This is a genomic window from Streptomyces rimosus (assembly GCF_008704655.1).
Classification (GTDB): domain Bacteria; phylum Actinomycetota; class Actinomycetes; order Streptomycetales; family Streptomycetaceae; genus Streptomyces; species Streptomyces rimosus.
On sequence record NZ_CP023688.1, the window covers coordinates 1,855,194 to 1,875,775 of the forward strand.

21 protein-coding genes are annotated in these 20,582 nt (G+C 72.5%); 8 read left to right on the forward strand and 13 right to left on the reverse strand.

The genetic code is table 11. The features are described from left to right. Nucleotides 1-80: 80 nt before the first annotated feature. The 6 genes from CP984_RS07575 to CP984_RS07600 form a co-directional block, all read right to left on the reverse strand. Nucleotides 81-956, reverse strand: a complete 876-nt coding sequence (locus CP984_RS07575; RefSeq protein ID WP_003983104.1) for an ATP-binding cassette domain-containing protein — start codon at nucleotides 954-956, stop codon at nucleotides 81-83. Beyond that, a complete protein-coding gene (locus tag CP984_RS07580) occupies nucleotides 953-2,023 on the reverse strand; it encodes an ABC transporter permease (RefSeq protein WP_003983105.1) in 1,071 nt (356 codons plus the stop codon). Before CP984_RS07580 ends, CP984_RS07575 begins: the two co-directional genes overlap by 4 nt. Continuing rightward, complete coding sequence (locus CP984_RS07585) at nucleotides 2,020-3,033, reverse strand: sugar ABC transporter substrate-binding protein (protein ID WP_442712859.1); 1,014 nt, start codon at nucleotides 3,031-3,033, stop codon at nucleotides 2,020-2,022. Before CP984_RS07585 ends, CP984_RS07580 begins: the two co-directional genes overlap by 4 nt. 122 nt (nucleotides 3,034-3,155) lie before the next feature. After that, a complete protein-coding gene (locus CP984_RS07590; protein ID WP_003983107.1) occupies nucleotides 3,156-4,199 on the reverse strand; it encodes a sugar ABC transporter substrate-binding protein in 1,044 nt (347 codons plus the stop codon). Between the two features lie 137 nt (nucleotides 4,200-4,336). Next, nucleotides 4,337-5,056 carry a GntR family transcriptional regulator gene (locus tag CP984_RS07595; RefSeq protein ID WP_030179897.1) on the reverse strand — a complete coding sequence of 240 codons (720 nt, stop codon included), beginning with the start codon at nucleotides 5,054-5,056 and terminating at the stop codon, nucleotides 4,337-4,339. Between the two features lie 251 nt (nucleotides 5,057-5,307). Next, nucleotides 5,308-5,679: a MerR family transcriptional regulator gene (locus CP984_RS07600; protein ID WP_030179900.1), complete on the reverse strand. Its 372-nt coding sequence runs from the start codon at nucleotides 5,677-5,679 to the stop codon at nucleotides 5,308-5,310. Between the two features lie 93 nt (nucleotides 5,680-5,772). Between CP984_RS07600 and CP984_RS07605 the strand changes: the two genes are divergently transcribed. After that, on the forward strand, nucleotides 5,773-6,906 hold the full coding sequence (locus tag CP984_RS07605; protein ID WP_003983110.1) for an alkene reductase: 1,134 nt from the start codon (nucleotides 5,773-5,775) through the stop codon (nucleotides 6,904-6,906). Between the two features lie 50 nt (nucleotides 6,907-6,956). Here CP984_RS07605 and CP984_RS07610 read toward each other — a convergent pair whose 3' ends face one another. From CP984_RS07610 to CP984_RS07625, 4 genes are all read right to left on the reverse strand, one after another. Beyond that, the gene (locus tag CP984_RS07610) at nucleotides 6,957-7,799 is read right to left on the reverse strand and encodes a transporter substrate-binding domain-containing protein (RefSeq protein ID WP_003983111.1); all 843 of its coding nucleotides are present in this window, start codon (nucleotides 7,797-7,799) and stop codon (nucleotides 6,957-6,959) included. A gap of 192 nt (nucleotides 7,800-7,991) precedes the next feature. Further along, nucleotides 7,992-9,203: a cytochrome P450 family protein gene (locus tag CP984_RS07615; RefSeq protein ID WP_003983112.1), complete on the reverse strand. Its 1,212-nt coding sequence runs from the start codon at nucleotides 9,201-9,203 to the stop codon at nucleotides 7,992-7,994. Between the two features lie 140 nt (nucleotides 9,204-9,343). Then, on the reverse strand, nucleotides 9,344-10,012 hold the full coding sequence (locus tag CP984_RS07620; RefSeq protein WP_003983114.1) for a bifunctional 4-hydroxy-2-oxoglutarate aldolase/2-dehydro-3-deoxy-phosphogluconate aldolase: 669 nt from the start codon (nucleotides 10,010-10,012) through the stop codon (nucleotides 9,344-9,346). Nucleotides 10,013-10,339: 327 nt separating this feature from the next. Continuing rightward, a complete protein-coding gene (locus CP984_RS07625; protein ID WP_003983116.1) occupies nucleotides 10,340-10,780 on the reverse strand; it encodes a ribonuclease in 441 nt (146 codons plus the stop codon). Nucleotides 10,781-10,949: 169 nt separating this feature from the next. On the opposite strand from CP984_RS07625, the gene CP984_RS07630 reads away from it, so the two are divergent. From CP984_RS07630 to CP984_RS07645, 5 genes are all read left to right on the forward strand, one after another. Continuing rightward, nucleotides 10,950-11,579, forward strand: a complete 630-nt coding sequence (locus tag CP984_RS07630) for a helix-turn-helix domain-containing protein (protein ID WP_003983118.1) — start codon at nucleotides 10,950-10,952, stop codon at nucleotides 11,577-11,579. A gap of 20 nt (nucleotides 11,580-11,599) precedes the next feature. Next, nucleotides 11,600-11,764, forward strand: coding sequence for a DUF6126 family protein (locus CP984_RS41200; protein ID WP_165417061.1), 165 nt, complete (start codon nucleotides 11,600-11,602; stop codon nucleotides 11,762-11,764). A gap of 142 nt (nucleotides 11,765-11,906) precedes the next feature. After that, nucleotides 11,907-13,826: a beta-N-acetylglucosaminidase domain-containing protein gene (locus CP984_RS07635; protein ID WP_003983119.1), complete on the forward strand. Its 1,920-nt coding sequence runs from the start codon at nucleotides 11,907-11,909 to the stop codon at nucleotides 13,824-13,826. A 63-nt stretch (nucleotides 13,827-13,889) separates the two neighbouring features. Further along, nucleotides 13,890-14,585 (forward strand): thiaminase II/PqqC family protein, encoded by a 696-nt coding sequence (locus CP984_RS07640; protein ID WP_003983120.1) that lies wholly within the window; start codon nucleotides 13,890-13,892, stop codon nucleotides 14,583-14,585. A gap of 176 nt (nucleotides 14,586-14,761) precedes the next feature. Continuing rightward, on the forward strand, nucleotides 14,762-15,202 hold the full coding sequence (locus tag CP984_RS07645; RefSeq protein ID WP_003983121.1) for a hypothetical protein: 441 nt from the start codon (nucleotides 14,762-14,764) through the stop codon (nucleotides 15,200-15,202). Between the two features lie 53 nt (nucleotides 15,203-15,255). Here CP984_RS07645 and CP984_RS07650 read toward each other — a convergent pair whose 3' ends face one another. Then, on the reverse strand, nucleotides 15,256-15,963 hold the full coding sequence (locus CP984_RS07650; protein WP_003983122.1) for an RraA family protein: 708 nt from the start codon (nucleotides 15,961-15,963) through the stop codon (nucleotides 15,256-15,258). A gap of 94 nt (nucleotides 15,964-16,057) precedes the next feature. Here CP984_RS07650 and CP984_RS41965 point away from each other — a divergent pair, with 94 nt between their 5' ends. Further along, nucleotides 16,058-17,479: an inositol monophosphatase family protein gene (locus CP984_RS41965; protein ID WP_003983123.1), complete on the forward strand. Its 1,422-nt coding sequence runs from the start codon at nucleotides 16,058-16,060 to the stop codon at nucleotides 17,477-17,479. Nucleotides 17,480-17,495: 16 nt separating this feature from the next. Here the strand turns inward: CP984_RS41965 and allB are convergent, their stop codons facing one another. Beyond that, nucleotides 17,496-18,833, reverse strand: coding sequence for an allantoinase AllB (gene allB, locus CP984_RS07665; RefSeq protein ID WP_003983124.1), 1,338 nt, complete (start codon nucleotides 18,831-18,833; stop codon nucleotides 17,496-17,498). Between the two features lie 441 nt (nucleotides 18,834-19,274). On the opposite strand from allB, the gene CP984_RS07670 reads away from it, so the two are divergent. After that, nucleotides 19,275-20,078, forward strand: a complete 804-nt coding sequence (locus tag CP984_RS07670; protein WP_003983125.1) for an IclR family transcriptional regulator — start codon at nucleotides 19,275-19,277, stop codon at nucleotides 20,076-20,078. A gap of 55 nt (nucleotides 20,079-20,133) precedes the next feature. Here the strand turns inward: CP984_RS07670 and CP984_RS07675 are convergent, their stop codons facing one another. Further along, on the reverse strand, nucleotides 20,134-20,451 hold the full coding sequence (locus tag CP984_RS07675; RefSeq protein WP_226048628.1) for a DUF5955 family protein: 318 nt from the start codon (nucleotides 20,449-20,451) through the stop codon (nucleotides 20,134-20,136). Between the last annotated feature and the right edge of the window lie 131 nt (nucleotides 20,452-20,582).

Sequence of the window (20,582 nt, forward strand, 5' to 3'; positions counted from 1 at the left end):
GGTCCGCTGCGATTGTGCCCTACCCGCGCCACGGCGCGCATGGCGGCGCAGGCCCGGCCCGGCCCGCGCCGCCGGGCCGCTCAGTGGGTGGGGTGGCCGCCGAGGTGGCTGGGCTCGGGCGCCCGCGCCAGTTCGTGGCTGAGCTGTTCCAGCTCGCTGCCGCCCGCCATCTGGCGCGTCAGCTCGTCCAGGGCGATCTCCTGCTTGGTGTGGCGCCCGGCCATCGTGCCGCGCTTCAGGAGGACGAAGCGGTCGCCGACCAGGTAGGCGTGGTGCGGGTTGTGGGTGATCAACACCACGCCCAGTCCGGCGTCCCGGGCGGCCGCCACGTACTTCAGCACCACGCCGGACTGCTTGACGCCGAGCGCCGCCGTCGGCTCGTCCAGGACCAGGACCTTCGCGCCGAAGTAGACGGCGCGGGCGATGGCCACGCACTGTCGCTCGCCGCCGGAGAGGGTGCCGATGGGCTGGTCCACGTCGCGCAGGTCGATGCCCATGCGCAGCAGCTCGGCGCGGGTCGTCTCGCGCATCAGCTGCACGTCGAGCCGTTTGAAGGGGCCGGCGCCCTTGGTGGGCTCGGAGCCGAGGAAGAAGTTGCGCCAGACCGGCATCAGGGGGACGACCGCCAGGTCCTGGTACACGGTGGCGATGCCGCGGTCCAGCGCCTCGCGCGGGGAGGACAGCCGGGCCTCTTCGCCCTCGATCGCGAAGCGGCCCCCGTCGTGCTGGTGCAGCCCCGCGATGATCTTGATGAGGGTGGACTTGCCCGCGCCGTTGTCACCGAGTACGCAGGTGATCTCCCCGGCGTGCACCTCCAGCGAGACGCCTTCCAGGGCCTTGATGTTGCCGTAGAACTTGCTGACGTCCGCCAGCTCCACGAGGGGCGGGGTGCCCTCGGCCGCCGCCGGGGCCGCCGCGTCCGCCGCCCCGTCCGGGGTGCTCTCCGGGGTGCTCATTTCGTCGCCTCCGCCCGCTTGCGGACCCATGCGTTCAGGAGCGTGGCCAGCAGCAGCATCGCCCCGAGGAAGAACTTGTACCAGTCCGGGTTCCACTGCGCGTACACGATGCCCTTGCTGGCCATGCCGAAGATGAAGGCGCCGACGGCGGCGCCGATCGCCGAGCCGTAGCCGCCGGTCATCAGGCAGCCGCCGACCGCGGCCGCGATGATGTAGAGGAACTCGTTGCCGACGCCGTCGCCGGACTGGATCGCGTCGTAGGAGAACAGCAGGTGCTGCCCGGAGATCCAGGCCGCCAGCGCCACGCCCATGTACAGACCGATCCTGGTCCTGGTGACCGGGACGCCGACCGCCCGCGCGGCGTCCGCGCCGCCGCCCACCGCGAAGATCCAGTTGCCGGCGCGGGTGCGCAGCAGGATCCAGGTGGCCAGCGCGACCAGGCCGATCCACCACAGGATCGTGACCTGGATGTCCACGCCGCCGACGCTCAGGTGGGACGCGAAGAGCGCCCGGGCCGAGTCGAAGCCCTCCATGTCGGCGATGGACTTCGTGGAGACGGTGCCGCTGATCAGCTTGGTGAAGCCGAGGTTGAGGCCGGTCAGCATGAAGAACGTACCGAGCGTGATGATGAAGCTGGGCAGTTTCGTACGGGTCAGCAGAAAGCCGTTGAAGACCCCGATGGCCAGGGTGACCAGCAGGGACACCCCGACGCCGACCCAGACGTTGGCCGTCATCTGGTAGCTGAACATGGACGAGACGAGCGCCGAGCTGACGACCATGACACCGGCCGACAGATCGAACTCGCCGCCGATCATCAGCAGCGCCACCGGCACCGCCATGATCCCGATGGTGGACGACGCGTACAGCACGGTCGAGAGGCTGGACGCGCGCAGGAAGGTGTCGGCGGCGAAGGAGAAGAAGAGGAAGACCGCCGCGGCGCCGACCACGGCGCCCAGCTCGGGGCGGCTCATCAGGCGGCGCGCCAGCGACCGGTGCACCAGCCGCTCGTCGGGACCCGCGCCGCCGCGCGGTCCGCTGTCCTTCACGGGTGTGTCCGCGGTGCTCATCGGGTCCCCCGCTTCGTGTACTCCCGCAGCGCCGCGGCGTCCTTCTTGGTGATCACCTGCGGGCCGGTGAAGACCGGCTTGCCGCCGCCGAGCACATCGGCGTTGTACTTGTAGAGCCACAGCAGGTCCACGGCCTGGTAGCCCTGAAGGTACGGCTGCTGGTCGACGGCGAAGCCGAGGGAGCCGTCCTCCAGGCCGTCGGCGACCTTCGCGTTCAGGTCGAAGGTGTCGATCTCGGCGTCGCTGCCGGCCTGCTCCCTGGCCTTGACGGCGGTCGGCGCGAACGGCGCTCCGAGGGTGACGACGGAGTCGATGTCCCGGTCCGACTGGAGCTTGGCCTCGATGGTGGACTGCACGTCGGGCATGTTGGTGCCTTCCACGTACAGCTTCTGCAGCTCGCCCTTGAAGGTCTTCTTCGTGCCGTCGCAGCGCTGCTCGTGGCCGACGTTGCCCTGTTCGTGCAAGACGCACAGGGCCTTCTTGCGGCCCCGTTTGTTCAGCTCCTCGCCGACCGCCTCGCCGGCCATGGTCTCGTCCTGGCCGACGTGGGTCAGGGCACCGTACGCCTTGGAGACCTCGGCACCGGAGTTCACGGTGATCACCGGGATGCCGGCCTTCTCGGCCCGGGCGACCACGTCCTTCATGGCGTCCGGCTTGGCGAGGGTGACGATCAGCCCGTCCACCTTCTGGTCGATGTAGGACTGGACGAGCTGGCTCTGCCGCTGGGCCTCCTTGTCGTGCCCGTAGACGAACTTGATGTTGTCCTTGTCGGCGGCCTGCCGGGCGCCGTTCTGCACGATGTCCCAGAACGTGTCGCCATCGCCCGAGTGGGTGACCATCGCGAAGGTCCACCTGGGGGTGTTGACGGCCGCCTTGCCGCCGGCGGTCTGGGCGGCGCGCGCTTCCTCGGCGCGCTTGCCGCCGGTGCTGCTGCATCCCGCCAGGGACGCGGTGAGCACCGCTGCCAGCAGCGCGGTCACCGCGCGTGCCCCTCTCCGAACCCTTGCCACGAGGTCGTGCCCTTCTCGTTGCTGTCGTTTCTGTCTGTGCGCCGGGGGCGCTGTGCCGGGTTTGGGCCGAAAATGATCGGTCCCGGCCGCCCAAGTATCCGTTACACCTGTTCCACGTGAGGTCATCGGGTCCCGCGCCCGGTGTACTCCTCCAGCTTCGGTACGTCCTTGCCGGTGACGACGGCCGGGCCGGTCAGCACCGGTTTGCCGCCGCCCAGGACGTTGCCGTTGGCCTTGTGCAGCCACAGCAGGTCCACCGACTCGTAGCCCTGGAGGTAGGGCTGCTGGTCCACGGCGAAGTCGATGTCCTTCTTCTTCAGGAGCCCGACCACGGACGGGTTCAGGTCGAAGGTGCCGATCCGGGCCTTGCTGCCGGCCTCGTCGCGGGCCTTCCCGGCGATCGCGGCCATCGGCGCGCCGAGTGTGACGACGGCGTCGATGTCCCGGTCCGACTGGAGCCTGGCCTGTACGGAGGACTGGGAGGCGGGCGCGTTGGTGCCGTCCACGTTCAGGTTCTCCACCCGGCCGGAGAAGGTCGCGCGCACCCCGGCGCAGCGGTCCTCCAGGGAGACGTTGCCCTGCTCATGGACGACGCACAGCGCCTTCTTCCGGCCCCGCCGGTTCAGCTCCTCGCCGACGGCGCGGCCCGCCACGGTCTCGTCCTGGCCGATGTGGGTGAGGGCGCCGTAGCGGGCCGAGGACTGCCCGCCGGAGTTGATCGTGATCACCGGGACGCCCTGCGCGACGGCCTTGCGGACCACGGCCGCCAGCGCCTGCGGCTTGGCGAGCGTGACGATCAGCCCGTCCACCTTCTGGTCGAGGTAGGACTGCACCAGCTCGGCCTGCTTGCCGCCCTCCTTGTCGTTGGCGTACAGGAACTTCACGTTGTCCTTGCGGGCGGCCTGCTCCGCGCCGTTCTGCACGATGTCCCAGAAGGTGTCGCCCTCGCCGGCGTGGCTGACCATGCCGATCGTCATACGGGGCGTGTCGACCGGCCGGACACCGGCCCCGCCGCTCGGCTTGTCCTCGGCGCCCTTGCCGCCGGAGCCGCTGCACCCGGCGACGAGCGCGAGGGCGGCGACGGCCGCCGGGAGCCCGGCCTTGCGGGGCCGGACGGTCCGGGGCTTGATGGTCCGGGGCTTGATGGTGGTACGGGACTTGCGCACGGTACACCTCATGGAACCGCCCTCTCTCCCGCGCCGCCCAATGGCGGCTGGAGGAGTTCTAGCGGCGCGCGCCGAGCCCCGTCAATGGTTTGTCAGAACATTCTTACCCGGGGGGTCATCCGGTGGGCGCGGCGGACTCAGGGCCGTACGAGCAGCTGGAACTCGAAGGCGTACCGCGAGGCGCGGTAGACGTGCGAGCCGAACTCGACCGCGCGGCCGGTGTCGTCGAAGGTCGTACGCTGCATCGTCAGCAGCGGAGCGCCCTCGGGCTCGCCGAGCCGCTCACCCTCCTCGGCCGTGGCGGCACGCGCGCCGACGGCCTGGCGGGCGCTGTGCAGCGTGATCCCGGCACCCCGCATCAGGCGGTACAGACCGGTCTCCTCCAGCCGCTCGGTGCTGAGGTCGATCAGCCCGGCGGGGAGGTGATTGCGCAGGTGGGCGACGGGCTCACCGTGCGTGAACCGCAGCCGCTCGACGAGCGCCACCTCGGCACCCTCCGCGATCCCGAGCGCGGCGGCGACCTCGGCCGTGGCCTCGGTGGTGGTGTTCAGCAGCACACGGGTGGCGGGCTTCTGCCCGGCGGCCTCCAGGTCGTCGTAAAGGCTGCTCAGCTCCAGCGGGCGCTTGACCTGACTGTGCACGACCTGCGTACCGATGCCGCGGCGCCGCACCAGCAGCCCCTTGTCGACCAGCGACTGGATGGCCTGGCGGACGGTCGGCCGGGACAGCCCGAGGCGCCCGGCCAGCTCGATCTCGTTGCCGAGCAGGCTGCCCGGCGCCAGCTTGCCCGTCTCGATGGCCGTCTCCAGCTGCTGCGACAGCTGGAAGTACAGCGGGACCGGGCTGCTCCGGTCCACGCTGAACCGGACGGGGCTCTCGTCGCCCTTGGAGTCTGTTTCGCGTTTCCCCACGGCTGGGAGGGTATCCGGCCCGGCAGATGACGGGAAGTCCAGAGGTCACATTGTCCGGACAATCACGTCGGGGTGGGCGGGATCATGGTGGCGGCGGAGGTGATCTTGCCGTCGGCCGCGCGGGCGTGCACACCCGTACGGGAAACCGTTCCACCGGCGCAGCTCATCGCGTACGCCGGGACCCGGCGCGACGCCCGTCACGCCATCTCCCGTTCCCCGTCCGTGCGCGCCTCCGCGATCACCTCGTCCAGCACCTCCCGCGAACGCAGCAGATCACCAATCATCGCGTCGATACGCTTCCGTTCCACCGCCAGATCCTCGGCCAGCGCGGCGGTGGCGGTCGCCGAGCCGCCATACTCCCGCATACAGGGCAGCAGTTGCGCGATCTTCGCGCTGCACAGCCCGGCCGCGAACAGCTCCTGGATACGAATCACTCGGTCCACACAGGCTTCGGGGAACTCGCGGTGGCCACCGGCCGTCCGCTCCGCCGCCAGCAGACCCTGCTTCTCGTAGTAGCGCAGCGACCGCTCGCTGACTCCCGTACGCCGCGCCAACTCTCCTATGCGCACCGGCTCTTCCCCCATTCCCCTCGTCCCCGGCCACCGCCGGATCCGGCTGCCGAGCTTGAACCTGACATTAGTGTCACCTTCTACCGTCCTGCCATGACGCACACCACGCTCGCCCCGCAGGCCCCTTCCGCACCGTCCGCCGACACCCCGCCGTCCCTCCTCACCCCCTACGCCTCCGCCATCCTCAACACGCCCAACCGCATCGTCATGGCCCCGATGACCCGCTTCCGCGCCGACGAGGACAGCGTCCCGCTCCCCTTCGTCGCCGACTACTACGCACAGCGCGCCTCGGCAGGCCTCATCGTCACCGAGGGCATCTGGCCCTCCTTCCCCGGTCAGAGCGGCTGGCGCGTACCTGGCCTGGCGACCGGCCGGCAGGTCGCCAGCTGGCGACGGGTCACCGACGCCGTGCACGCCGCGGGCGGCCGCATCTTCGCCCAGCTCATGCACGCCGGGCGCATCGGCCACCCGCTGGGGCGCATCGACGGCGGTCACCCGGCCGGACCGTCCGCGGTGCCCGTACCGCAGGCCCAGCACACTCCCGCCGGGAAGCAGGACCCCGTGGTCCCCCGTGTCATGACGCACGACGACATCCGCACGGCGGTACGGGACTTCGCCGACGGTGCCCGCAACGCGATCCGCGCCGGGTTCGACGGCGTCGAGATCCACGGCGCGAACAGCTATCTGCTCCACCAGTTCCTCGCCGACAACACCAACCTCCGCCAGGACGCGTACGGCGGCGACGTCACCGGCCGTATCCGCTTCCCCGTCGAGGTCGTGCGCGCCGTGGCCGACGCGGTCGGCGCCCGCCGCACCGCACTGCGCCTGTCCCCCGGCAATCCGCAGTTCGGCATGGCGGAGGCGGACCCCGCGCCCGTGTACCGCGCCCTTGTGGACCGCCTCGCTCCCCTGGGCCTGGCCTACCTCCACCTCACCGAGAGCACCCCGGCCTACCGGGCGCTGGCCGACCTGCGGCCCCACTGGCCCGGCACCCTCATCGCCAACGTGGGCGAGAACGGGGCACCGACGACGCGGGAGGCGGGCCAGGCCCTCCTGGACTCCCGCCGCGCCGACCTGGTCTCGTACGGCCGGGCCTTCCTCGCCAACCCCGACCTCCCGCACCGCTTCGCCACCGGCACTCCGCTCGCCGGCCACGACCCCGCGCTCCTCTACACGCACGGCGCGGAGGGCTACAGCGACTACCTCCCGAGCCGCGCGGCCCGCTGACGGCCAGCTCAGGGCCCGCCGCCCCGGCGACGGCCCCGGGTGCTCTTCCCTCACTCCCCCATCCACGCGTCCTCGTACTTCTTGTACGTGCCGTCGTGCTTCGCCAGGTGGACCCACTGGTCGACGTACTGCTTGAACGGGAAGTCGGCGCGCGGTACGGCGTATGCCTTCTCGGAGAAGGTGAAGGGCCGGTCGGGGTGTACGGCGCACAGTTCGGGGTGGATCTTGGACTGGTAGCGGGTCTCGCTCGCGTCGGTCATCATCACGTCCGCGCGGCCGGCGATGATCTCGTCGAAGATCGTGGTGTTGTCGGGGTGCCGCTTGAGGGTCGCGTGCTTGATGACGGAGCGGGCGAACTGCTCGTTGGTGCCACCGGGGTTGACGATCACCGTGGTGCCGGGACGGTCGATCTGCTCCAGCGTCCCGTACTTGTCCTGGTCCCCGCAGCGGACGATGGGCGTCTTCCCGTCCGTACGGGTGGGCTCGCCGAAGGCCGCCTTGCGGGCGCGCGGGAGGGTGACCGACACGCCGCCCATGGCGATGTCGCAGCGCCCCGCGGCCAGGTCGTCCACGAGCTTTGCCCAGGTCGTGGCCACGTACTTGGGTGTGGCGTCCAGGCTCGCGGCGAGGTCGCGGGCCATGGAGATGTCCACACCGCTGTACGTCCCGGACGCGGGGTCGCGGTGGGTGAAGGGGCGGTAGTCGCCGGTGGTGCAGACGCGCAGGACGCCGCGGCGGGGGATGGTGTCGAGGAGGGTGGCGGGACGCACCGTGGTGTGCGTGGCGGCGGACGGCCGGTCCGGGTGGACGGCCGGGTCCGTGGCGGTCGTCGGTGCGGTGGCGGTGAGGGCGAGCGCGCAGGTCAGGACGGAGAGGACGGCGGCGCGGCGCATGGGCGGCTCCTGTACGCGGCGAGGGCGTGAGCGGTGGGCGGAACGCGCCGTCAGCGTGGCAGAGCGTGGGGCGGGAGAGAAGGGCGTGATCGGTGGGTGGGACGGGAGAGACGGGCGCGACCGGGCATATGGGATGGGCGGCTTGGCGGCCGTCCCGTCCCGTATGCCCGGGGGTTGCCTGGCCCTACGGGTCTACCGCCACCGCACCGGCAGGTGCTGGGGCCCTCGTATCGTCATGCCCGCGCGCCAGGTCAGCGCCTCGGGAGCGGTGTCCAGGGCCAGGTCCGGGCAGCGGTCCAGGAGAGTGCGCACCGCGATACGGCCCTCGACGCGGGCCAGTGGGGCGCCGAGGCAGAAGTGAATGCCGTGGCCGAAGGCGACGTGGCCGCGGGTCTCGCGGGTGATGTCGAAGGTGTCGGGGGCCTCGAAGCGCTCCGGGTCGCGGTCCGCCCCGGCCAGGCCGACGAGGACGATCTCACCGGCCGGGATCTCCACGCCGCCGATCCCGACGGGCTCGGCGGTGAAGCGCCAGGTGGCGGTCTCCACGGGGCCGTCGTAGCGCAGCATCTCCTCGACGGCGTTGTCGAGAAGCGAGGGATCGGCGCGCAGTGCGGCCAGTTGCGCGGGGTGCTGGAGCAGGGCCCGTACGCCGTTGGAGATCAGGTTGACGGTGGTTTCGTGGCCGGCCACGAGCAGGAGGAAGGCCATGCCGAGCAGTTCCTGCCGGGAGAGCTGGTCGCCGTCCTCATCGCTCGTGCGCACCAGCGCGCTCAGCAGGTCCTCGCCCGGCGAGCTCCGCTTGCTTTCGATCAGGCCGTCCAGATAGGCGGCCATCTCGCGGGCGGCGGTCATCGTCGCCTCGTTGTCGGTCGGCGAGACCAGTTCGTTGGACCAGGCGCGGAAGGTGTCCCGCTCGATGTCGGGCACGCCGAGGAGTTCGCAGATGACGGTCATCGGGAGCGGGAAGGCGAGCGCCTCCACGAGGTCGGCGCGGCCGTCCGGGGCGGCCAGCATGGCGTCCAGCAGCTCGTCGGTGATCTGCTGGACGCGCGGGCGCAGCGCCTCGACGCGGCGGGTGGTGAACTCCCGGGCCACCAGCTTGCGCAGCCGGGTGTGCTGCGGCGGGTCGGCGTCGAGCATGTTCATCAGCTGCCACTCGGCCAGGACCTCGCTGTCGGCGAGGGAGCCGTTCGCCCGGGACCAGTCCTTGGCGAAGCGGTTGTCGGCCAGCACGGCCCGCGCTTCGTCGTATCCGACGATCAGCCAGGCCTGCGGGAACTCCGGCTCCATCTCCGGGGCGCGGACCCGGTGGACCGGGCCCTGGGCGCGCAGCTTGGCGTAGTACGGATGCGGGTCGGCGACGAAGTCCGGGCCGTACGCGCCCAGGTCGATGATTTCCGGCATGTCCTGTCCGCCCCTCGTAGGCTTTTCGGTCACCGTACGTACGCCGGAGGGCGGGGGTCATCGGCCCCGCGGAGGAGCCGGGCGGTCCCGCCTCCTCCATGGGGAGTGCTTCACCTGCGGTACCGCGGGGCGGCGCGGCCTCAGATGTCGTAGAGGCCGGAGGTCCCGGGGCCGGCCGGCGGCTGGGGCGCGGCGTCCGCGAGACGGGCGAGCAGGTCCGTGGCGCGCTTGGCCACGGTCTCCCGGTCGCCTTCCGAAAGGGCCGAGCCCATGCCGACGGCCACCGCGCCGGCGGCTATCCACTCGGGGGCGCTGTCGACCGTCACCCCGCCGGTGGGCAGCACCGGGGCCTGCGGCAGGGCGGCGCGGACGTCACGCAGCCAGTCGGGGCGGTGGGCGGAGGCGGGGAAGAGCTTGAGCGCGTCGGCGCCCAGCTCCAGGGCGCGGACCATCTCGGTGGGCGTGGCCACGCCCGGGAAGACCGGGACGCCGTAGCGGTGGCCGGTGCGGATGACCTCGGCGTCCAGGCTCGGGGAGACCAGGAAGCGGGCCCCGGCGTCCACCGCCATCCGGGCCGAGACGGCGTCCAGGACCGTGCCGGCGCCGATGACGGCGTCATCGCCCAGCTCACGGCTGAGGGTGGTGACGGCCTCCAGCGCGAACGGCGTGGTCAGGGATATCTCCAGGCTGGTGATCCCGGCGGACAGCAGCGTGTCGGCGGTGGCGCTGGCCTCGTCGTACGTCTCGCTGCGGACGACGGCGAAAACACGCTGCGCCAGAGCGGCCCGGGTGATCTCCCAGCGGTACACGGCAGCTCGCCGCCTTCCTTGTCTCAAACGCCAGAACCACGCGCCCCGTCCCCGCGGAACGGCCGGGCACGCGGCGCCTCCTGGGCCGCGCCGCGCCGCAGGTAACCGCCTCCCGGTCCCTTTGCCACCGTTGCCCGCCCATTCGTCGTTTCCACCGAAACGCTACCGGGGACCACTGACAATCCTCTCGCGGGGGTACGTCCAGATGCCCGCCGTACGCCGGAAACGGGCGTGATGCCGTACGGCCCGCCCGCGGCGGCCGGACATACGGCGGCGGAGGCCGGGGGAATCCTCCCCGGCCTCCGCCGCCCCGACCGGCCGACCGTTTCAGCAGCCCCGGTCGACCAGGTCGAACGACTTGTAGTGGTCGGCGGTGTAGTAGTCCTCGTCCTTCTTCTCACCGGTCACGATGCGCCGGGCCCCGCGGTCCGGGGAGCCCGGCGTCTTGACGGTGTACTCGTGGTAGTAGCCGCTCTTCTGCTGGGGGAGGACGCCCTCCCGGTTGCTGAAGACCGTGCCGTCCTTCGGGTACGGGTAGGGGCCGCCCTTGGCGATCAGGTTCAGGGTGTCGTGGGCCTGCGAGGGCAGCTTCGAGTAACAGATGTCGCCGACCGCCTTGACGTGCAGGGCGGGGCGGACGGTGGCCGAGTGCGCCACGGGGGCGGTGGCCGTGGTGGGTGTGGCGGCGACGGCGGGCCCGCCGACGAGCAGGGCCGACGCGAGGGCGCCCGCGGCGCCGAACCGGGTGATGCGTGGGGGGATCTTCATGGATCCAGCATGACGCGCGTAGACAGGTACCTGTCAATAACAAAACACGGATGTTTCCCGGGAGTTCACAGGACGACGCCCGGCTGAACGATGGGAATGGCATGAAAGGTCCGCTTGCCTGAGAGGCAAAACTTTTGCCCGAGAGGCGAAACCTGGCTATACCGGGTACATGAGCGACACCGCTGCCGAGCAGCCCACGGGCGAGTCGGCCGACGAGCTGCCCTCCGTCGCGCCCCGGCTGCGCGAACTGCGGCGCCGTACCGGCCTCACGCTGGAGACGGCCGCCCGGCGGGTGGGACTGTCGCCCGCGCACCTGTCCCGGCTGGAGACCAACCAGCGCCAGCCGTCGCTGCCGATGCTGCTCGCCCTGGCACGGATGTACGGAACAACGGTATCCGATCTGCTGGGCGAGGCCGTGCCGGAGCGGGACCCGGTCATCCGGGCCGCCCGCGCCGAACCGTCCGCCGCGGGCGGCTGGACGTACTGGACCGTGGGCGGCGCCGGACGGGCCATGCAGGCACTGCGGGTGCACGTACCGCAGCGCGCGCAGGGCGATCTCGTACGGGTGCATCCGGGCGAGGAGTGGCTGTACGTCCTCAAGGGGCGGCTGCGCCTCACGCTGGGCGAGACGGTCCATCTGCTCGACCCCGGTGACGCGGCCCACTTCGACTCGCTGACCCCGCACCGCATCGCCGCCGCCACCCGCGGCGGCACGGAGCTGCTGTTCGTCCACACGCTGCTGCAGAGCGGCGCGGCCGAGCTGTGCCTCGGCGACGCCGCACCGCGCCGCGGCCTGTGACCGAGGAAGGAACCCCCGCCATGTCCGACGACCCCACCACTCCCCAGGCCGCGCCCGCCGCCCGCAAGTACGTGGAGAACAAGCCGCCGCGCGGCGTCTACGTACGCGTCTTCATCTACGTCGTGGCCACCCACGCCCTGCTGGCCTTCATGAGCCTCATCTTCATCATCGCCAAGAACCGCTGAGGCTCCCGCGCGGCCGGAACGTCCATCCACCCGACGCGAAAATCCATTGTCCTCCGCCCGTACCGGGTGAAACCTGCTGTCGCTCGTCACGCACGCACCACGCAGGTTCCGCGCACCTCGTCGTACCGAGGAGGACCGAAGGATGCACCGTACGCGCACGGCGGCGGCCGCCCTCGCCCTGGCCCTGGCCGTCATCCCGCTCACCGTCCCGCCCGCCGGGGCCACCGGCTCCGGCGACGCCGGGGAAGGCCCGCCCGCCGGCCCCGCCATCAGCCCGGCACCCCAGTCCGTACGCGCCCTCGACGGCCGGGTCACGATCACTCCCACCGTCACGGTCGTCGCCGGACCCCGGGCCGACGGCCCGGCCCTCGAAGTCGTCGAGCGCTCCCTGCTGCGGGCGGGCGCCGACCGGGTCGTACGGGACGCCAAGGCAGGCCGGGGCCTGACCGTCTACGTGGACGGCGCGGGCGCCGCGCGGACCCTGGCGGACCTCGGCGCGCGCGGCACCGGCGGACTGCCCGCCGAGGGGTACGCGCTGGCCGTCGGCGGCGGCCGGATCGCCCTGGCCGGCGCGGACGCCACCGGCACGTACTACGCCGCCCAGTCGCTGCGCCAGCTGCTCCCGCACCGCGACCGCCCCGGCGCCCGGATCCGCGCCACCGCCATACGCGACTGGCCCGCCACCCCGCTGCGCGGCGTCATCGAGGGCTTCTACGGCACCCCCTGGTCGCACACCGCGCGCCTGGACCAGCTCGACTTCTACGGCGCGCACAAGATGAACACGTACGTCTACTCGCCCAAGGACGACCCGTACCTGCGCGAGAAGTGGCGCTCGCCCTATCCGGCGGACCGGCTCGCGCAGCTCAAGGAGCTGGTGGACCGGGCGCGGGCCCGGCACGTGGAGTTCAGCTACGCGCTCTCGCCCGGCCTGTCCGTCTGCTACAGCTCGGACGCCGACCTGAAGGCGCTGACCGGCAAGTTCCAGGCGCTGTGGGACATCGGCGTACGGACCTTCGCGGTGCCGCTGGACGACATCAGCTACACGGACTGGAACTGCGCGGCGGACAAGCAGCGGTTCGGCAGCGGCGGAGGCGCCGCCGGTGCCGCGCAGGCGCACCTCCTCAACCGGGTCAACCGCGAGTTCCTGGCCGGGCACCGGGCGGAGGGCGCGCAGCCGCTCCAGATGGTGCCGACCGAGTACTACGACGTGCGGGCGACGCCCTACAAGGCGGCGCTGAAGGCGCGGCTCGACCCGGATGTGCTGGTGGAGTGGACCGGCGTCGGGGTGATCGCGCCGGTCATGACCGTCGCCCAGGCCGACGCGGCCCGGCAGGTCTTCGGGCACCCGATCCTGACCTGGGACAATTATCCGGTCAACGACTACGTCACCAACCGGCTGCTGCTCGGCCCGTTCAGCGGGCGCGAGCGGGGGCTGCCCGCCCGGCTGGCCGGCATCACGGCCAACCCCATGATCCAGCCCGCCGCCTCCAAGATCGCGTTGTTCACGGTCGCGGACTACGCCTGGAACGACCGGGCCTACGACGCCCGCGCCTCCTGGACCGCGGCCCTCAAGGAGCTGTCCGGCGGCTCCCCGCGCACCGAACGCGCGCTGCGCGCCTTCGCCGACGCCCACTACGGCTCCGCCCTCAACCCGCAGCAGTCACCCGAACTCGCGGCCGCGATCCGGGACTTCCGGGACACCGGCAGCGCGGCACGCCTGACCGCCGCGCTGCGCGCCCTCCAGGACGCGCCGGGAGTGCTGCGTGCCGGCCTCCCCGACCGCGGCTTCCTCGACGACAGCGCGCCGTGGCTGGACGCGACCGCAGCGTGGGGCCGCGCCGCCGGCACGGCCCTGCGCATGCTCCAGGCGTCCCGCGCGGGCGACGAGGCGACCGCGCAGCGCCTGCGGGACCGGCTCCCGGCCCTGGTGGAGACGGCGAAGTCGTACGTCTATGTCGACATGAACGGCAAACGCGTCCCGGTCCTCGTCGCGAACGGGGTGGTGGACACCTTCGTGACGGACGCCATCGCCGAACACGACGGGAAGCGCGGCCGGTCCTAGAATCGCCGGTACGCACCCACCCCGGCCGGTCCACCACCAGCCCGCACGCGGGGAGGCATCAGCATGGCCCGTGAGAACGACGCGACCGCGGCGGACCGGCCGGGGACGCCCACCGCCGACGGCATCCTGGAGGCCGCGGCGCGGGAACTGGCGCCCGGCGCCGGGGACAATCCCCTGGTGGCCCGGATCGCCGCGGGTGAGGCGCCGCGCGAGGTGTTCGCCGCGCTCGCCCTAGAACAGCACCAGATCATCGCCGCCGACCGGCGCAGCTTCCGCCATCTGGCGCACCGCGCCGACGGGGATCCGCCGGTGGCGGCGTTCTTCGGGGCGCTGGCCGACGGCGAGTCGCTGGCGCTGGACGCGCTGCAGGGGCTCGCGGACGCCTGCGGGCTGGACGCGGACGCCGTACGGGACCACGAGCCGCGGGCCGGGTGCCAGGCGTACCCGTCGTACGTGGCCCGGCTGGCCCTGGGCGCGGAGCCCGCGGACGTGGTGATCGCCGTGACCGCCAACTTCGCGGCGTGGGGCGGCTACTGCGCCACCGTCGCGCACGCCCTGCGGACCCGCTACGGCTTTCCCGACACCGCGTGCGCCTTCTTCGACTTCTTCGCCGGGCCCGCCGCGGAACTCGACGGGCTGGCCCGCGACGCGGTGCGCCACGGCCTCGCCACGTCGCGGGTCACGCCCCGCCTCGCGCACCGTTACGGGCGCCTGCTCCAGGCGTACGAGCTGATGTTCTGGGCGGCCCTCGCGGAATGACCGCCCCCTCGTGCGGCGGACAATGGCAGCCCGCGTGGCCCGTGCAAAGGACACCGGCCGTGACGCCCCACGGCACCCGCAAAAACAGGGACCTTTATATTTTTCCCAATTCCCCTTAGCACCCGGCGCTTTCCCTGTCAGAATGACCGCTCATGTCCACCGGTCAGGGGAGAAACGTGAACCACCGCACCGCCATTGCCTTGTCCGCCGCCCTCGTCGCCGCCGCGGGTCTGACCGCGTGCGGCGGCAGCGCCAAGAGCGAGAGCCGGCCCGCCGCGCCGGCCGGGGCCGGCTCCCCGTCGGCGGAGCAGGAGCCGTCCAAGGCGATAGCCGACGCGGAGGCGCGGCTGGGAATTCCCCCGAAGCCGGACGCCGCGACGCAGGCCCGCTACGTGGCCGCGCTCGACGCGATTTCCCGGGACATCGTGAACGGCAAGCCGGAACGCGCGGTGAGCCGCGGCAGAAGTACCTGCGGTACGATCCACTCCTTCCCGAAGGACCACGCCAAGCAGGTGGAGCAGACCCGGCAGCGATTCTCGGGCGCCACGCAATTCAACGCCGCGCAGGCGGAGAAGATTCTGGAGGCCGTGCACACCCACCTGTGCCCGAAGAATTGACCGGGTCGGGCCTTTCCCGCCGTACACGTTCCGTGGAACCGTAAGCGGAACCGTCATTCCTCAATGGCCCCGCCCACGGACCGCAGATGGTCGCGGAACGTCAGGGCGGGGTCCTGTCGGCGCGCGGCGAGATAGCCGGCGAACCCCACCTGCCGGCGCAGCGGGACCCCGGCCCGGATGCGGTCGGCCTGGCGGCGTTCGGTGTCGCGGATCGATTCCGCGTGGGAGAAGAGGTCTTCGGCGCCGTCGGCGGGCAGGAAGAGGACGCCGTCGTCGTCGCCCAGGACCAGGTCCGCGCGGCCGACCGTCCACTGCCCCACCGCGGCGCTGTCCAGCGCTCCGTCCGGGCGGGCGTTCAGACTCAGCGGGCCGGTCGGTGTCGCGCCCAGGCTGAAGACCGGCAGTCCGATCTCCCGCAGCTCGGCCGTGTCGCGGTGCAGGCCCCAGACGACGAGACCGCCCAGCCCGGCGGCCTGGGCCTCCAGCGCCATGAGGTCGCCGACGCAGCTCTCGTCGGTCCGGCCGCCGTTGTCGGCCACCAGCACGTCGCCGGGCGCGGCGCTCTCCAGCGCTTCGAGGAAGACGTCGACGCTGCCGACGTGCCGGGCGGGCGCCACTCGTCCGGCGAGCCGACTGCCCGGGACCAGGGCGCGCAGTGACGGCGGCGCGCAGCGCACCGGGGTCCGGGCACGCAGGCACGCGTCCGCCAGGTGTGCCGTGGTCAGCGCGGCGAACCGCCGTCGCAGCTCGTCGTGTTCCATGCCGCACTCCTCCCCGGGTGGTCCCGGACGGCCACCCGGACCTACCTTCCGATGCCGCCGCCCCGGCGCGCCAGCCCTGTGGCAGGCTCACGCCATGATTCACAGCACCGGTACCCCGCCCGTTTCGGAGGAGTTGTTCGCCTTCGCCGTCCGTCTCGCCGCGCGCGCCGGGCGGATGTGCGCCGAGGCGTTCCACGGCGAGCGGCCGTCGTCCGAACGCAAGCCGGACGGCACCGAGGTGACCGCGGTGGACCTCGCGGTCGAGGAGTTCGTACGGAAGGAGCTGGCCGCGGCGTTCCCGGCGGACGCGGTGCTCGGGGAGGAGGCCGGGCCGCGGGCCGGGACGTCCGGGCCGCGGGCCGGGACGTCCGGGCGGCGCTGGGTGGTCGATCCCGTCAACGGCACCCGGCAGTTCGGTGACCGGATGCCCGCCTTCTCCACCGACCTCGCCTTCGAGGACGAGCACGGACCCGCGATCGGGGTGGTCAACCTCCCGATGAGCCGCCAACTGGTGGCGGCCGGGCGCGGCCTCGGCTGCTGGCTGCTGCTCGGTACGGACCCGGATCCGCTGGAAGCGCTGCGCTCGGGACGCGGGCGGCTGCGCGCCGACGGCCGTACGGAGCTGACCGGCGCCCGTACGCAGGCGCACAACATCGCGGGGTGGCCGGAGTCGCTGCTGACCGCGCTGCACCGGCGGGTGTGGCTGGTGCCGACCGGCGGCGGGGCGCTGGACGTGCTCGCGGGGCGGGCCGACGCCCTGGTGATCGCGGGCCCCGCGCTGGGGTACGAGGACCTCGCCCCGCTGCCCGTGATCGTCGCGGAGGGCGGCGGCCGGATCACCGACCTCACGGGGGCGCCGGTCCTGGAAGGCGACGGTTCGGTGCTGGTCACGAACGGGCGCCTGCACGACGCGTTCCTGGACGTCGTGGCGGAGGCCGTACAGAAGGGCAGCACGCGTGCGGTCCTGGTCGACGCCCATCCGGGCTGGGCGGCCGAGGGCGCGGCGCTCTCCGCGGAGTTGCAGGCCGCGCTCGCGCCGGAGGCACGCCGGGTCGAGCACATCGGGAGTACGTCCGTGCCCGGCATGGCGGCCAAGCCGGTCTTCGATCTCCAGGTGAGCGTCGCGGACCTGGCGGCGGCGTCGGACGCGTTCGACGCGCCGCTGGCGGCCCGGGGCTTCGTCCGCTCGCGGCACGAGACCGATCACGTACCGGCGGGCCGGGACGACGGTCAGGACCGGTGGGTCAAGCGGCTGTGGACGCGGCGCGGCGGCCCCGGCCCGGACGTCAACCTCCATGTACGGTGCGCCGGTTCGCCCAACGAGCGGCTGGCGCTGCTCTTCCGCGACTGGTTCCGCGCCCACCCGGAGGCGGTGCCGGCGTACGCCCGTTTCAAGCGCGAACTCGCCCACCGTACGGCGGACAGCGGCAGCTACGCGGAGGTCAAGGACCCGGTCGTGGACCTGGTGGCGGAGGTTGCAGAGGGCTGGGCCAAGGAGACGGGGTGGCGCCCCTGAGGGGCGCCACGGTGTCTTACGGCTGCCGGTCCAGCAGCTCCCCCGACGGCTCCGCCAGCGTCCCGCCGTCGTTGATCCGCCGGCCGCGCAGCCAGGTGGACCGGACGACGCCGTGCAGCGTACGGCCCGCGTACGCGGTGATCTTGTTGCGGTGCTGGAGCCCGGCCGGGTCGACGGTGAACGTGGCCTCCGGGTCGAGCACCGCGAAGTCCGCGTCCCGGCCCGGCTCGATGGCGCCCTTGCCGTGCAGGCCGACGAGCGCGGCCGGGGCGGTGGCCATCCAGCGGGCCACGTCCTGGAGGGTGTGGCCGCGCTCGCGGGCAGCGGTCCAGATGGCGGGCAGGCCGAGCTGGAGGGAGGAGATGCCGCCCCAGGCGTCGCCGAAGTCGGGGGTCTTCAGGTCGGCGGTGGACGGCGAGTGGTCGGAGACGACGCAGTCGATCGTGCCGTCGGCCAGGCCCTGCCAGAGGGCGTCCTGGTTGGCCGCCTCGCGGATGGGCGGGCAGCACTTGAACTCGGTGGCGCCGTCCGGGATCTCCTCGGCGGTCAGGGTGAGGAAGTGCGGGCAGGTCTCGACGGTGATCCGGACGCCCTCGGCCCGGGCGGCGGCGATCAGCGGCAGCGCGTCGGAGGAGGACAGGTGCAGGACGTGCACCCGCGCGCCGAGCCGCCGGGCGAGCGCGATCAGGCCCGCTATCGCGTCGTTCTCGGACGCGCGGGGCCGGGAGGCGAGGAAGTCGGCGTACTTGGGGCCGTGCGGCTGCGGCGCGGCGGCCAGGTGGTCCGGGTCCTCGGCGTGCACGATCAGCAGCCCGCCGAAGCCGGCGATCTCACCGAGCGCGGCGGCCAGCTGCTCCTGGTCCAGCTGCGGGAACTCGTCCACGCCGGACGGGGACAGGAAGCACTTGAAGCCGAACACCCCGGCGTCGTGCAGCGGGCGCAGGTCCTTGACGTTGCCGGGCACGGCGCCGCCCCAGAAGCCGACGTCGATGTGCGCCTTGCTGCGCGCGACCTCGCGCTTGGTGCGCAGATCGGCCTCGGTGGTGGTCGGCGGCAGGCTGTTGAGGGGCATGTCGACGAGGGTGGTGATGCCGCCGGCCGCCGCCGCGCGGGTGGCGGTCCAAAAGCCCTCCCACTCGGTGCGGCCCGGGTCGTTGACGTGGACGTGGGTGTCGACGAGGCCGGGCAGCAGCGCGTCGTCGCCGAAGTCCTCGACCCGGGCCCCGGCCGGTGCGGGCGCGTCGTGCGGGAGGATCGCCGCGATCTTCCCGTCCCGTACGGTGACGGTCGCCGGGCGCGTCCCCCGCGGAGTGACGACGCGCGTGGAGCGCAGCACCAGATCGATCTCGGACACCCGGTCTCCTCCTCGTGCGCTTCCGATGGGCTTCCGCACCACGGAATTCAACTTTCTGTTGAACGGAGTCTTCACTCGGGACCGCACCCCGTCAAGACCCCTCCCACGGCGGCGCGGTGGCACCGGATCGCGCCGGTCGGCCGGAGCGCGCGAGCGGCTCCCTGACGGGAATCCGTGCCTCAGGCCAACGCTTGGAGGATTCCACAGAATGGATACGGAGTTTCGCCCAGCAGAACGTAGCTCCGCCCAGTGGCCGTACCCGGTGATCGCGGGTAGCGCCGGGGCCGGGCCGGAGTACGGGCGCTGACCGGCGGGAACGAGTGTGCGAGGGGCCGTGTGTCCGCCCGGGGGGACCGGTAGGCTGCTCCGGGTCGGTCCCGGCACCCGTACGACCACAGCCCGCGCCGAGCCCGCCACCACCTGCCCCGAAAGGAACGCGTCGTGCCGCCGTCCAGCGCCAGCACTTCCGCCGCCGCAGCCAGGCCCGCAGCCGCCGGCGGTGGCGTCCAGTCCCTTGAGCGCGCCTTCGACCTGCTGGAGCGGATGGCCGACGCCGGCGGCGAGGTCGGCCTGAGCGAGCTGTCCACCAGCAGCGGACTGCCGCTGCCGACCATCCACCGGCTGATGCGCACGCTCGTCGCCTGCGGCTACGTCCGCCAGCAGCCGAACCGCCGGTACGCCCTCGGCCCCCGGCTGATCCGGCTCGGCGAGAGCGCCTCGCGCCTGCTCGGCACCTGGGCCCGGCCCTACCTGGCGCGCGCGGTCGAGGAGACCGGCGAGACCGCCAACATGGCGCTGCTCGACGGCGACGAGATCGTGTACGTGGCACAGGTGCCGTCCCGGCACGCGGTACGGATGTTCACCGAGGTCGGCCGGCGGGTGCTGCCGCACTCGACGGGCGTGGGCAAGGCGCTGCTGGCGGGCCACCCGCCGGAGGAGGTCCGGGCGCTGCTCGGGCGTACCGGCATGCCCGCTGCCACCGAGAAGACGATCACCGACCCGGACACCTTCCTGGACGCGCTCGAAGAGGTCCGCCGCACCGGGTACGCGATGGACGACAACGAGCAGGAGATCGGCGTCCGCTGCCTCGCGGTGCCGGTGCCGGACTCCCCTACCGCGGCGGCCATCTCCATCTCCGGTCCGACCGGCCGGGTCACCGAGGCGTCCATCGACAAGATCGTCCCGGTGCTCCAGGAGATCGCCGCCGAACTCTCGGTGGCCCTGGCCAACCAGAACCCGGCGTAGGCACCGGGCACGGCGCCCGGATTCCGGCCCGCCCCGACCGCCGTACGGCCGGGGCTCAGTAGCGGCGCGGCAGGCCGGCGTAGAGGCCGATCAGCTCCCGTACGTCCGTCAGGGCCGGCGCCAGCGCGCTGACCGAGCCGACAGCGCCCGTGATCAGCAGCAGCGAGCGGCGCAGCCGGCCCACGTCGGGGTTTCCCGCGCTCACCATGGCGTGCAGCGCGGCCAGTTCGTCGTCGGCTGCCGTACGGTCGGGCAACTCCGCCGGGAGGAGGGCCAGTTCCCGGCGCAGCCGGGCCACCGCGCCGCACAGGGCGACGCCCCGTGGATCGTCCCCGGCTCCTTCTATTCGCCTGTGCTTCTGCCTCTGCTCCACAACGACGGCACCCTCCAAGGCCGTTCACCCCGCTCCGCGATGCGGGCCAGTTAACGCCACCCTGCGCGGTGAGCGCCATACGGAGAGCGAAATCAGGATCACCGAATTCCTACGCGCGCGCGGCGCTGCCG